Genomic DNA, 13407 nt, shown 5'->3' with positions numbered 1-13407 from the left:
CGAACACCGGGCCGGAACACCGAGAGAACAGGAACCACCATGAACACCACGATCTTCCGCCTCGGCGCCGTCGCCCTCACTGCCTCCGCCACCCTGCTGCTGTCCGCCTGCGGTGACGACGCGAGCACCACCGCCGCACCGGCGGACTCCGGCTCGTCGACCTCGGCACCCACCGCTGGTGCGTCGGCTGCCCTGGTCGACGGGAAGGCGTTGGACGGGAATTTCGAGACCACCTGCGCGAAACAGGGCAACACTCTGGCGCTGGCCCTGACCGATACCGCCAACACCCAGTACGGCCAGCTCAGCGTCAGCGCCAGCATTCTCGATGACAAGACCGTGCAGGCGGTGGCCATCGCGGGCAGCCAGGACGGCTCGAACGCAATGCCCTACGCCGTCGGCTACGGCAACGGCCAGCCCGGTGGTTCGGCCCAGCTGACCAAGGACGGCGATACCTACACCGTGACGGGCGAGGGCATCAGCGCTCCCGATATGGCCAACCCGCTCGCGGGCCCCGCCACCGCGGCCTTCGAGATCACCTTCGCCTGCTCGACCATCGTCGGCGGCTGAGCACGGCCCGGACATCCGGCTCCTCGTCGCCCCGCACGCTCGGTGCACACCGAACGCCCGGAGCGACGAGGTGGCCAGGTATCCGGACCACACCCCTCAGGAGAAATCATGATCCGCACCCTGCGCATCGCCGCTCTCGTCGGCGCCGCCCTCGCCGTCGGCTTCTACCTCTGGCACGGCGCGACCTACGAACCCGACAGCGTCTACGAACCCGCCGAACTGGCCTGGCTCAACGGTTTCCTGGCCCTGCCGATCATCGCGATAAGCCTGGTGGTCACCGTTTTCGCATTCACCGGCACGGGTATCGTCACCGCGCTCACCGGCCGTAACACCGGTGAATTCCGGGACGCGCCACTGGGGCTGGGTACGGTGCGGTCGTTCGCGCACACCGGGGTCACCCTGAACGATCAGCCGCAGATCCGGATCGAGTTCAGCGTCGAAGGCGCGCACGGCGAACGATTCGACGCGGCCGCGAAATCGGTGGTGCCCCTGACCGAACTCGCTCTGCTGGCACCCGGGGTGGTGCTGCCGGTGCGTTACCGGCCGGACCGGCCGGGCGTCGTCGAACTGGATCTGTCGGGTGACAGCGCGGCGGCGCAGCGGGTGATGAATGAATCGCTGATCCGCAAGGGATTCACGACGAAGGCGAAGGTGGATATCGCCGCCCGCGGTATCGCCGCCCAGGCGGTGGTCCAATCGCTCACCGTCCCGGGTGAGATCCGCGACGGCTATTCGAAAGTCGCGGTCGGCCTGGCGGTCACCCGTCCCGACGGCAGCACCTTCAGCACCGTCTCCGAGAAGTTCCTGCCGCCGACCGCGATCGGGAACGTGCAGGTTGGCCGGATCGTCACCGCGCATTATCTGCCCGGAAACGAGCAGGAGATCGTGCTGTCGATCCCGGTCAACGCGTGAATAACCGACCCGGTGCGCCCGTCCCGATGGGACGGGCGCACCGACGTTCGCGGGACGGGTGCACCGATCGTCACAGTGCGGCGACCGCGCCGACGAACCGGTCCAGTTCGTCGGAACCCACGAAGCAGTGCGGCGACGCCCGCACCACCGAATCCAGGCCGCGAGCCGACATATCGAGCAGCGTGGAACCACGATGGCTGACCGTCACCGTGATGTCCTTGCCGAGCAGCCGATCCCGAACTTCCACCGGCGCCGTGCCGGCCACCGTGAACGAGACGATCCCACTGTGCTCCACCCCGAGATCGCGCACCGTCACCCCGGGCAGCTCGCCGAGCGCGCCCCGCAGATATTCGGCGCGCTCGGCGATCCCCGCGTACACCTCTTCCGGACCGAGTTCGAGCAGGTACCGTACCGCCGCGCCGAGCCCGAGCCGGGCCGCGACATCGTGTTCCCAGAACTCGAACCGGGACGCGTCTCGGGCCATCCGGTATTCGTGCGGACCGGTCCACTGGGCACTGTGCAGATCCAGCCGGCCCGGTTCCAGCGCAGCGGCCAGTTCGGGCCGCAGATAGAGGAACCCCGTGCCCCGGGGGCCGCGCAGCCATTTGCGGCCGGTGGCCGACAACGCGTCCACCCCCAGCTCGGCGACATCCAGCGGCAACTGGCCCGCGGACTGGCACGCGTCGAGCAGTACCAGGGCCCCGGCCTCGCGCGCGATCCGCGCGGCCGCGGCCACCGGGTTCACCAAGCCCCCGTTGGTGGGCACGTGCAGCAGTGACACCAGCCGCACCCGGTCGTCCAGCATCGCCGCCAGCGCGTCGACGTCGAGCCGGCCGGCCGCGTCACTGGGGATCTGTTCGACCCGGGCGCCGGTGGCCCGGGCGCGTTGCAGCGCCGCTATGGCATTGCTGGCGTAGTCGGCTCCGGAGAGGAGAATCCGGTCGCCGGGATGTAGCGGAACGGCATAGAAGAAGTCCGACCAGCCGCGCGTCGCGCTGTCGCTGAGGGCGATCGTGTCGGGTGTGGTGTTCAGCAGGGTCGCTATCGCCGTCTTGACCCCGGCCAGATCCTCGAGGCGTTCGTTCGCCGCCCGGTACCCGCCGATCTCGGCCTCCCGTCGCAGATGGGCGATCACCGTCTCGGTGACCACCCGCGGCGGAAGCGAGGACCCCGCACTGTCCAGAAAAACCGACCCGGCCCCGATACCGGGCGTATCGTCACGTACTCGCTGCTCATCGACCATGTACGCGAGCCTATGACGGATCCGTGACACGTTCGCGCCGCGAACGTGTCCGTCCCCCTCGCTACTCTGGATTCCACGCGGAGCTCGGCCGGCCACCCGGATCGGGCCCCGCCGTCGACGATGACGAACCGATAATCGAACACATCGCTCGGACAGTGCCCCCGGACCGAACACGCGAGTCACGAACCAGCGAGAAGCCGCACGGAGGTTGGTATGGCGGTCACCCTCGAACATCCGGAATCGACCAGCGACCTATCAGCGCACCCGGCCCTGTCCAGCCGAGCGGCTGCCGAAGCCTATATCGGCGGCGTCTGTTTCAAGGTGGGTCCACCCCACCTCATCGGCGCCGAACTGGAATGGTTCACCGTCTGTCGTACCGGTCGTACGGCACGCCGAAGCGCACGAAGGCCGGCCACCGACAGTACACATCAGCTGTTCACCGGTCCCCGGCCCACGACCGAACTGCTGGCTCAAGCTCTGGGCCCCTACGCACCCCGCGCCATCGCGCCCGATTCCCCCGCCCACGCCCTGCCCGGTGGCAGCCGCGTCACCGTAGAACCCGGCGGGCAGATCGAACTCTCCAGCATCGCCGTCTCCGACGCCGCCGACCTGTGTGCCCGGCTCCGCGCCGACGAACAGCGGCTGCGCGAACTCCTCGGCACCCGGTCCATCCGGATGATCGCCGCCGCCGCCGACCCGGCCCGCACCCCCCGATGTCAACTGGGACTACCCCGCTATCGAGCGATGGAGCACTATTTCACCCGCATCGGCCCGTACGGCCGGCTCATGATGAGCAATACCGCGGCAGCCCAGGTCAGTCTGGATATCGGCGCCGACCACGCCGAACTCACCGCCCGCTGGGCCGCCCTGCACGCCGTCGGCCCCGCCCTGATCGCCGCTTTCGCTTGTTCACCGGCGTTGCGCGGCGCACCCACCGGTGAGTGGGCCTCCCAGCGGATGCGCACCTGGCTGCACTTGGACCCGGCGCGCGCCTGCCCACCCGTCGCCGACTGGGCCGACCCGGTCACCGGTTACGCGTCCTGGGCACTGGATGCGCCGCTGCTGTGCGTCCGCCGCCCCGAACCGGCCGAACGGGTCGCCTGGGCAGCCCCGCCGGACGCCACTTTCGGCGACTGGCTGTCGGGTGAGCTGGACGAGGTGATCGGCCGCCGCCCCGATATCGGTGACCTCGACTACCACCTGACCACACTTTTCCCGCCGGTCCGGCCCGCCGGATACTTCGAGGTCCGCTATCTCGACGCCCAGCCCGGCGACGGCTGGACGGTCCCGATCACCGTGCTCGAGGCCCTGCTCTCCGCGCCTGCCGCTGTCGCCGACGCGATGACCGCGGCAGGCGACACATCCGGCCGCTGGCAAGAGGCCTCCCGCCTCGGTCTCGCCGATCCGGAGCTGCGGGCAGCCGCCGTCGCGGTGCTGGAGGCCGCAGCCGCGCACAGCGCGGACCCCGGCCCACAGCTGCGGACCGCCATCCGGCGGTGCGCGGCCGGCCGGGCCCCACAGGACGAATCGCACCATGCTTGACCGCGCCGGACCGGTGCGCGACACCACCCACCGATTACCCGTCGACGAGCGGAGAGCATCGTGACCGTCACCCAGCCGAACGCCGACCTCATCGAAACCGAACGACTGCGCGAGAACATCGCGGCCGCCCTCATCCGGGCCAGGCTGCGTACCGCGGCCCTCACCGACTGCGTGGACGAGGCCGAACTCCGCGCGCAGCATTCCCCGCTGATGAGCCCTCTCGTCTGGGATCTGGCCCATATCGGCAGCCAGGAGGAGTTGTGGCTGGTCCGTGACGTCGGCGGCCGGGAGCCGGTGCGCCCCGATATCGACGAACTCTACGACGCGTTCAAACACGCCCGTTCGAATCGGCCGCAGTTGCCGCTGCTGGGTCCCGACGAAGCCCGCGGCTACGTCGGAACGGTGCGCGACAAGGTGTGGGACATCCTGGACCGCAGCCCACTGCGGGGCAACGACCTGATCGCGGGTGGTTTCGCTTTCGGAATGATCGCCCAGCACGAACAGCAGCACGACGAGACCATGCTCGCCACCCATCAGCTGCGGACCGGGACACCGGTACTGACCGCCCCCGCGCCGCCCGCCCCGACCGCGGTGGTGCGCGGTGAGGTGGTGATCCCGGCGGGTGAATTCGTGATGGGTACCTCCACCGACCCCTGGGCGCTGGACAACGAACGTCCGGCCCACCCGGTGCACGTGCCGGCCTTCGCGATCGACGCCGCACCCGTCACCAACGCGCAGTACCTGGCGTTCCTCGCCGACGGCGGCTACGAGCGGCGGGAACTGTGGTCCGAGCGTGGCTGGGCACACCGCCGCGAAGCCGGGCTCACGGCACCGCAGTTCTGGGAACGCGATACGGATGGGCGGTGGTGGCGGCGGGTGTTCGGGGCACTCCGCCCGTTGCGACCGGAACAGCCGGTGGTGCACGTGTGCTGGTTCGAGGCGCAGGCCTACGCGAACTGGGCCGGTAAGAGGCTGCCCACCGAGGCGGAATGGGAGAAAGCGGCCCGCCACGACCCCGCGACCGGCCGCACCCGCGCCTACCCGTGGGGTGATGCCGAACCCGGGCCCGGCCTCGCCAACCTCGGTCAGCGCCATCTCGAACCCGCCGAGATCGGCGCCTACCCCGCGGGTGCTTCGCCCGCCGGGGTGCACCAGCTGATCGGCGATGTCTGGGAGTGGACCTCCTCCGGGTTCGATCCCTACCCCGGATTCCGTGCCTTCCCGTACCGGGAGTACTCCGAGGTGTTCTTCGGCGGCGACTACCGGGTGCTGCGCGGGGGTTCCTTCGGTACCGACCCCGTCGCCTGCCGGGGTACCTTCCGCAACTGGGACCACCCGATCCGCCGGCAGATCTTCGCCGGGTTCCGACTGGCCCGCACCGTGGGCCCGGAAGAGGTCTGATGTGCCGGCACATCGGCTATGTGGGTGCCCCGATACCGGTGGGCGAGGTACTGACCCGCGGTCCGCATTCCCTGCGCACCCAGGCGTGGGCGCCCCGTGAGATGCGCGGCGGCGGAACGATAAATGCCGACGGGTTCGGGGTCGCGTGGTGGAGTCCGGACGCGGGTTCGCTCACCCGCTACCGCAACGCCGACCCGATCTGGACCGATCCGGCGGTCGACGAGGTATTGCCGCAGCTGACCTCGCACGCGGTCCTGGGATCGGTACGCTCGGCCACCGTCGGTATGCCGGTGGAACGTTCGGCCTGCGCACCGTTCGTGTGGAACACATGGGCGTTCAGCCACAACGGTGTGGTGCCCCGGTGGCGTTCGGTGCTCACCGCCGTCCTTTCCGATCTGGATGTGGCCGCCACCCGGGCCGGGATGAACCGCCGCTACGAGACAAGTCATCTGCTCGAAGCCGAGGCACTCACCGATTCGGCCGCACTGTGGGTCCTGCTGCGCCGGTTACTCGATCCGGAGCCGCCGGCGGGACCGGCCGAAACACCTGGTATCGCATTGCGTCTGCTCGTCACCGGGATCCTGCACCACGCGCCCGACGCCCGGGTGAACCTGATGCTCGGCAACGGTGCACGGTTGTGGGCCACCACCTGCTATCACTCGCTGTACGCCCTGATCGGCGACGAATTCGCCGTGCTGGCCTCCGAACCCTACGACGACGACACCCGGTGGCAGCAGTTACCGGATCGAAGTCTCGTCCACGCCGAACCCGGCCGGCTGAGTGTCGAAACCCTCGACCTCGGCCGATCCACCGCGACCGAAAGCCTACCGCTATGACCCAGCCGATCGTGGAAGTCCATCTCACCGACGCCGATCTCACCGAGGCGCTGCGCGCCGACGCACGCCGCGGTCTCACCGCGAGCCCGAAATGGCTGCCCCCGAAATGGTTCTACGATGCCCGCGGTAGCGAACTGTTCGAGCAGATCACCGCCCTGCCCGAGTACTACCCGACCCGCACCGAACGGGCCCTGCTGGAATCGGTGGCGTCGGCGATCGCCCGCACCGCGAAGGCGGAGGTCCTGGTCGAACTGGGTTCCGGATCGGCGGCGAAGACCCGGATCCTGTTGAACGCCCTCACCTCGGAGGGCCCTCTCAAAACCTATGTTCCACAGGATGTCTCGGCGACAGCGCTGCGCGCTTCGGCGGCGGAGGTCGCCGCGGAGTTCCCCGGCCTGACGGTGCACGGGGTGGTCAGCGATTTCACCGATACCCTCGGCGCACTGCCGCGCGGCGGACGCCGGATGATCGCTTTCCTCGGCGGCACCCTCGGCAATATGGTCCCCGGTGAGCGCGCCGAATTCCTCACCGGAATCCACGATGTGCTGGAGCCGGGCGAGCAACTGCTGCTCGGCGCCGGACTCGTCGTGGACCCGGATATCCTGGTCCCCGCCTACGACGATGCGGCCGGGGTCACCGCGGAATTCAACCGCAATGTACTGCGGGTCCTCAATTCCCGGCTCCGGGCCGATTTCGAACCCGGATCCTTCCGCCATATCGCGCACTGGGATCCGGACAACGAATGGATCGAGATGCGCCTCGAAGCGACCCGGGAGATGAGTGTGACGGTTGCCGATCTCGGTTTCACCGCACGCTTCGCCCGCGGCGAGCAGATACGCACCGAGATCTCCGCGAAATTCCGGCTGCCCGGCCTCGACAGCGAACTACGCGCCGCCGGATTCGTCACCGAACACGCTTGGACCGATCCCGACAACCGTTTCGCCCTCGTGCTGGCGGCCCGAGTCTGAGCATGCACTGCGGCCGCCCCGTCCAGCGAACGGCTACGTGTGAGCACTGACAGTGTTGTGGGCCTGATCGGGCTGGTCAACGCGCATGCACGCACCTCTCCGACACCGGCTGGTCGTAATCCGTCGTCGGGGGCTCGCCCGGTTCCGGGCGACAATGCCGAGGAACGCAACGACCGATCCCACGGCTACCGCCGTCCATAGATCGGCGACCATCGAAGACTGACAGACCCCTGGGGCCTACCCGGGCTGATCACCGCTCACCCGACCACACACCTACCTTTTATCTACTCCGAATGGTCGACCTCAGTGGGCGGGGCCCGCCCCGGTTCTGGAGCGACGTAACGAAGGAGCGCAGCGACCGAGTGAAGGAGTGAAGAACCGGGATCACGAGGGCCCCGCCCCCGCGGCGCCGAAGGCGACGCCAAGAATTCAGTGCAGCCGGTTCTGCGCCGTCTCCAAGCCAACTCGCAGCAGCAGTTCCACAGCGTCGGCGGCCTGCTCGACCACCGTCGGTACTTCCTTGCGCTCGGCCGACGAGAACGGTTTGAGCACGAAATCGGCTGGATCCTGGCGACCCGGCGGGCGCCCGATTCCGATACGGGTGCGCAGATAGTCCTTGGTGGTGAGGGCACCCGATACCGATCGCAGGCCGTTGTGCCCGCCCTCGCCGCCACCGCGTTTCAGCCTGATCTCACCGAACGGGAGATCCAGCTCGTCGTGCACGACGACGACCTCGGTCGGCGGAACCGAGAAGAACCGGGCCAGTGCCGCCACCGGACGGCCGGACAGATTCATGAACGACCGCGGTTTCGCGATCAGCACCTGGCGTCCGTCCAGGTGCGCCTGCAGCAGATCGGCGCCCGATTTCTTGTGAGCGGTGAACCGGCCGCCGACCCGCTCCGCGAGCGAATCGGCGACCAGGAAGCCCACATTGTGTCGGGTCCGCTCATAGGCGGGACCCGGATTACCGAGGCCGACGATGAGCGTCGGCGCGGTATCGGCCATCGAAAGGAGACCGGGTCCTTATTCGGCGCTCTCGGCCTCGGCGCCCGCGGCCTCGGGCTCCGGCTCGGCGGCGCGGGGCTCGACGACGTTCACGATGAGCGCCTCGGGGTCGCCGGCCAGGCTGACGCCCTTGGGCAGGGCGATATCGCCCGCGGTGATCTGGGTGCCGACCTGGGCACCGGCGACGGAGACCTCGAGGGACTCCGGAATGTTGAAGGCGTCGGCCGATACAGAGACGGTGTTGGCTTCCTGGGTGACCAGGGTGCCGGGGCCGGCCTCACCGGTGAGGGTGACGGGGATATCGGCGTTGACGGCTTCGCCCCGCTGCACGATCAGCAGGTCGGCGTGCTCGATGTAGCGGTGGATCGGATGCACCACGACCGACTTGGTCAGCGCGAGCTGCTTCTTACCCTCGATGTTCAGGTTCAGCACCGCATTGGTGCCGTGCTGACGCAGGATGGCCGCGAACGACAGCGCGTCCAGCGACAGATGCTGGGGATCCGACTGGTGCCCGTACAGCACGGCCGGCACGTTGCCCGCCCGGCGGGTGCGGCGCGCTGCGCCCTTGCCGAACTCGGTGCGGATCTGCGCTTCGAGAAGGTTGACGTCGGACATGACTGGATAACTCCTACGGCTCTACCGGGCTGGTGGGCGGTGCCAGGGTAATCGCGCCCCTGGTCGGTTGGTCTGCTCGTCAGGCGAAGACCGATCGGAGGCGGCCGGAAGCCGCGCCGCGTCGATCACGGTGCCGCAGAAATGCGGACCCTCGCCGAGACAACCCGAATACTGTAACTCAGTCACCGCATAAGTCCTGAATCGGGTGAGGTGTTCGATCGCGGCGCGTGCGGCGCCGGGGGTAGGGGCCCTCGTTATCCGGTTGTTCACTCCTCGCTCCGGACCCTCGGGCAAGCCCGGGTAGGTGCACGGCCGGACGCTCCCGGGCCGTCACGTAGCCTGAACGGTTGTCCCGCTCTTCCGCCGAAAGGTTGTTTCCGTTGACCGCCTCCACCGAGGGCCCCGTCGCGCCCGCTGCGCGCGGATTGGCCGCCGAGGTGTCGCGACGTCGCACCTTCGCTGTGATCTCCCATCCCGACGCGGGTAAATCGACACTGACCGAAGCGCTCGCGCTCCATGCCCGCAAGATCTCCGAGGCGGGCGCGATCCACGGCAAAGCGGGACGTAAGTCGACAGTGTCGGACTGGATGGAGATGGAGAAGGCGCGCGGTATCTCGGTGAGCTCCACCGCGCTGCAGTTCAATTACCGGGCCGCCGGATCCGAGGTCGATCATGTGATCAACCTCGTCGATACCCCCGGCCATTCGGATTTCTCCGAAGACACCTACCGTGTCCTGACCGCGGTGGACGCCGCGGTGATGCTGATCGACGCCGCCAAGGGTCTGGAGCCGCAGACGCTGAAACTGTTCCAGGTGTGCCGCCACCGCGGGATCCCGGTGATCACCGTCGTCAACAAATGGGACCGGCCCGGGCGCGCCCCACTGGAACTACTCGACGAGATCGAGGAACGGATCGGGCTCACCCCGACTCCGCTTTTCCTCCCGGTCGGTATCGCCGGAGACTTCCGGGGCCTGCTGCGTCGCGGACCCGATGGGACCGCCGCCGAATACATCCATTTCACCCGGACCGCCGGTGGCGCGACCATCGCGCCGGAGGAATCGCTGACTCCCGAGGCCGCGGAGACCAGGGAGGGCGAGCCGTGGAGCACGGCCGCGGAGGAGAGCGAACTGCTCTCGGCCACCGGCCAGGACCACGATCAGGAACTTTTCCTCGCCGGGCAGACCTCCCCGGTCATCTACGCCTCGGCCATGCTGAACTTCGGCGTCCGGCAACTGCTGGAGACCCTGGTGTCGCTCGCGCCCGCGCCGCGCTCGCGCGCCGCGGTCGACGGCACCCCCCGCGAACCCGCGGACCCGTTCAGCGCGGTGGTGTTCAAGGTGCAGGCCGGTATGGACACCGCGCATCGCGACCGGCTGGCGTTCATGCGGATCGTCTCCGGTGAGTTCGAACGCGGAATGGTGGTCACCCACGCCCAGACCGGTCGCCCGTTCGCGACCAAATACGCGCTCACGGTGTTCGGCCGCGAACGCGCGACCGTGGACACCGCCTATCCCGGCGATGTGGTGGGCCTGGTGAACGCGACCGCCCTGGCGCCCGGTCACACCCTTTTCGTGGACAAGAAGGTCGAATTCCCGCCGATCCCCTCGTTCGCGCCAGAACATTTCGCGGCGCTGCGGGCGCAGAGCGCCGGTAAGTACAAGCAGTTCCGCAAGGCCATCGACCAGCTCGATTCCGAAGGCGTGGTGCAGGTACTGCGCAACGATTCGCGTGGTGACGCCGCACCGGTACTCGCTGCCGTCGGCCCCATGCAGTTCGAAGTGGTGACGGCCCGAATGCAGGGTGAGTTCGGGGTCGAGACCCAGCTGGACAACCTTGCCTACACGATCGCCCGGCGGACCGACACCGAATCGGCGCCCGAATTGGATCGCCAGCGCGGGGTGGAGGTTTTCACCCGTACCGACGGCGCGATCCTGGCCGTGTTCAGCGATAAGTGGCGGTTGCAGTACATCCAGAAGGAAATGCCCGATCTCACACTGGAACCGCTGGTTGCCGCCGCCGACTGAGCCGACTCAACCGGCCGCCCGCTCCTCGGGACCCGGATACTCGCGATCGGTATCGTATCCGCCGGTTTCGGGCGGGGTGGTCGATGCGGGGTAGTCGCGCGGGCTCCGTTCGACTTCCTCGACCCCGTTGGGCTGCTGGATCAGACCCCAGCGGTTGGCGGTGAGCCGCAGACTGGGCAGATCGCTGAGCGAGAGCACCACTTCGTAGGTGCGTTCGTATCCGGTGCGCGCGATCCGCCAGCGGCCGTCGTCGCAGCGCACATATTCGTCGTTGTAGAAAGCAGACCCGCGCAGCAGCATATTGTTCTCGGGAATCAGCGCGGTATCGGACAGATACCAGATTCCGGCCGCCCGATCGCCGTCCACATCTATCTCGGGATGATCGCATCGATGTTCGGTGATGACATGCGGCCCGAGAGTATTGCGCAGAAATGTGAGGAATGCTTCCCTGGATTCGAACTGGAGGTATTCGCTATAGGTGGCCGTGGCCTCCGGAATCATTGTTTCCGCGAGATCGTCCCAGAGTTTCGTGTCCAAAGCACGGAGGTACCGGAATTTCAGGCGATGTATCGCGAGTATGTCGTCGGCTGCCACTGTGGTCACCCCGGATCGTTCGCCGGGCCGCATGGGCCCCATCGTCAACGGCACATCCGGCTCGGGCTCGAGCCGCGGTGGCAGCGAGACGTCGAGTCCGGCTCCCAACGCGGCCGCGAGCGCGGCACCGGAGAAGGCCATGGTTTCGCTGCTCTGGCCCGGCCGCCGCGGAAAGCCACCCGGGCTCGGCCCGGGATCGTTGCGCTCCTCGCCCTGGTCCATATCTCCACCATCCCACCTGAAATGGACAAATAGGGAGGTAATTCAGATCTGTATCGGATTGCTATCCTGCGTCGGCGGTATCACGGGCCACAGCGTCCCGGCCGGTCGGTTCGGAACAGCTCCAGGTAGATAGGTCCGAACTCCGTTTCCGAAGGCCGATATCAGGGCCGTTCGCTGTTGCCGATCGTGAAGCAGGTGCGGCAGAAATCCGCACCGAACTCGGTCAGGCGCAGGCTTTTGCGGACGATTTTCGGTGCCCGGCCCGCCTTTTTCAGCGCCGCCTCGACGATCGGCTGGACTTCCAGCACCATATAGCGGCTGAGCACCACCGGATCGTCGGAATTATCGGTCAGGCCCAGCCTGCTCAGGTTGATCAGATACGAGCGCGCACGATCCATATAGCGCACTCCGGCCTGCTCCGGGACCGAGGTCAGGCCGCCCGCGATCAGCTCCGATCCGATGCCCAGGGGTCGGTTGGTGCGCACATCGACCGTCGGCTGGGGGCCGTTGAGGGCCATATAGCGGAGGATGCGGGCCTCGTCGGGGGCCAGTTCGTCCAGAATCCGATCGTAGGCCGGATGCACCTCTTCGGTGAAGTACACATCGGCCGAGCGGGCCAGTAGCGCATCCCCACGTTTGCGCAGTTCGGCCACGGTGGCCGAGCGCAGGTAGGAACCGACCGCCACGGTCTGCGGAGCGGAGGTCTGCCCGGTCGGCACATAGCTGACGATCTCGCGTACCGATCCCTCGGTCACCCCGAGCGCGCTGCGCGCGATGGAGCGCAGCGCGTTACCGGTCCGTTCGGCGATCTCGGCCGACGATTCCCCGTCCAGCGCGGCCTGAGTGATCTCCCGGGTCACCTCGTAGGAGGTTTCCGCCGCCCACTGGCCTCCGCGCACCACACTGCCCGCGGCCAGACCCGCCGCCCGGAACACTCCGCGGATGAGCCGGGCCTCGTTGCTGATCTGCCGCTGCTCGACATCGGAGCTGCGTTCCACGCTCGACGGCGGCCGGCGTTCGACGTCGGCGGCGGAAACGCGCGCGCCGCCGGACCCCGCGCCCTCGGACCCCGCGCCATCGGACGAGGAACCGCGTGCCGTCGCCGGGGTCGACCCCCGTACGGCGCCCGGGGACGCGCTGCGTCGCACGGCTCGGGAACCGGTTCGGGGAAACTCCTGTCCGGTCCTGTCGTCTGCCACGTCTACTCCGATATCGCCAGATGAACGAATCCGCTCATCGATTATTGCCCATTCGCCGCGATCGCCCTCCGCCGGACCATGAATCCGACTCACGTCTGAGACACTGGTGAGGCGCAGCTGGGCCGAGCCCATCGATAGACCGCGCACGGCCGGAGCGAGGGCGGAGGTACGCCTGATGTGCCGGGCCCGAACGCGCTGCCGGTGGGACGGCCGCCGCAACGCGGACGCCCTCCGGCAGTGGTGCTAATTTGAGGGTCCCGGTGAGGCTGCGATCACCGG

General features: G+C 68.1%; 12 protein-coding genes. 7 read left to right on the top strand and 5 right to left on the bottom strand.

Translation table 11 applies throughout. From position 1 onward, the window contains the following. The first annotated feature begins 39 nt into the window (after positions 1-39). Together OG405_RS00495 and OG405_RS00490 are read left to right on the top strand one after the other, a co-directional pair. On the top strand, positions 40-567 hold the full coding sequence (locus tag OG405_RS00495) for a lipoprotein LpqH (protein ID WP_327149670.1): 528 nt from the start codon (positions 40-42) through the stop codon (positions 565-567). A gap of 108 nt (positions 568-675) precedes the next feature. Beyond that, complete coding sequence (locus OG405_RS00490; RefSeq protein ID WP_327149669.1) at positions 676-1479, top strand: hypothetical protein; 804 nt, start codon at positions 676-678, stop codon at positions 1477-1479. Positions 1480-1549: 70 nt separating this feature from the next. On the opposite strand, the gene OG405_RS00485 is transcribed toward OG405_RS00490, so the two are convergent. After that, positions 1550-2722 (bottom strand): aminotransferase class V-fold PLP-dependent enzyme, encoded by a 1173-nt coding sequence (locus OG405_RS00485; protein WP_327149668.1) that lies wholly within the window; start codon positions 2720-2722, stop codon positions 1550-1552. A gap of 213 nt (positions 2723-2935) precedes the next feature. Between OG405_RS00485 and egtA the strand changes: the two genes are divergently transcribed. Genes egtA through egtD form a run of 4 tightly spaced genes read left to right on the top strand, consistent with a single transcriptional unit; the run spans position 2936 to position 7469 of the window. Further along, complete coding sequence (gene egtA / locus OG405_RS00480; RefSeq protein ID WP_327149667.1) at positions 2936-4264, top strand: ergothioneine biosynthesis glutamate--cysteine ligase EgtA; 1329 nt, start codon at positions 2936-2938, stop codon at positions 4262-4264. 60 nt (positions 4265-4324) lie between these two features. Further along, positions 4325-5665 carry an ergothioneine biosynthesis protein EgtB gene (gene egtB / locus OG405_RS00475; protein WP_442790634.1) on the top strand — a complete coding sequence of 447 codons (1341 nt, stop codon included), beginning with the start codon at positions 4325-4327 and terminating at the stop codon, positions 5663-5665. Beyond that, positions 5665-6501, top strand: coding sequence for an ergothioneine biosynthesis protein EgtC (gene egtC, locus OG405_RS00470; protein WP_327149666.1), 837 nt, complete (start codon positions 5665-5667; stop codon positions 6499-6501). The genes egtB and egtC overlap by 1 nt, the downstream gene beginning before the upstream one ends. Beyond that, positions 6498-7469, top strand: coding sequence for an L-histidine N(alpha)-methyltransferase (gene egtD / locus OG405_RS00465; RefSeq protein ID WP_327149665.1), 972 nt, complete (start codon positions 6498-6500; stop codon positions 7467-7469). The genes egtC and egtD overlap by 4 nt, the downstream gene beginning before the upstream one ends. A 429-nt stretch (positions 7470-7898) precedes the next feature. On the opposite strand, the gene pth is transcribed toward egtD, so the two are convergent. Both pth and OG405_RS00455 read right to left on the bottom strand, forming a co-directional pair. Then, positions 7899-8474, bottom strand: a complete 576-nt coding sequence (gene pth, locus OG405_RS00460) for an aminoacyl-tRNA hydrolase (protein WP_327149664.1) — start codon at positions 8472-8474, stop codon at positions 7899-7901. A gap of 18 nt (positions 8475-8492) precedes the next feature. Further along, positions 8493-9089 (bottom strand): 50S ribosomal protein L25/general stress protein Ctc, encoded by a 597-nt coding sequence (locus tag OG405_RS00455; RefSeq protein ID WP_327149663.1) that lies wholly within the window; start codon positions 9087-9089, stop codon positions 8493-8495. A gap of 380 nt (positions 9090-9469) precedes the next feature. Here OG405_RS00455 and OG405_RS00450 point away from each other — a divergent pair, with 380 nt between their 5' ends. Beyond that, positions 9470-11113, top strand: a complete 1644-nt coding sequence (locus OG405_RS00450; protein WP_327149662.1) for a peptide chain release factor 3 — start codon at positions 9470-9472, stop codon at positions 11111-11113. A 6-nt stretch (positions 11114-11119) separates the two neighbouring features. Here OG405_RS00450 and OG405_RS00445 read toward each other — a convergent pair whose 3' ends face one another. Both OG405_RS00445 and OG405_RS00440 read right to left on the bottom strand, forming a co-directional pair. Then, the gene (locus OG405_RS00445) at positions 11120-11740 is read right to left on the bottom strand and encodes a nuclear transport factor 2 family protein (protein ID WP_327152579.1); all 621 of its coding nucleotides are present in this window, start codon (positions 11738-11740) and stop codon (positions 11120-11122) included. A 350-nt stretch (positions 11741-12090) separates the two neighbouring features. Further along, on the bottom strand, positions 12091-13128 hold the full coding sequence (locus tag OG405_RS00440) for an Abi-alpha family protein (protein ID WP_327149661.1): 1038 nt from the start codon (positions 13126-13128) through the stop codon (positions 12091-12093). Positions 13129-13407: the final 279 nt, after the last annotated feature.

Origin of the sequence: Nocardia sp. NBC_01329 (assembly GCF_035956715.1) — a bacterium.
Lineage (GTDB): Bacteria > Actinomycetota > Actinomycetes > Mycobacteriales > Mycobacteriaceae > Nocardia.
Note: the sequence above shows the minus strand (reverse complement) of the source record. Positions and strands in the feature narration are given on the sequence as shown.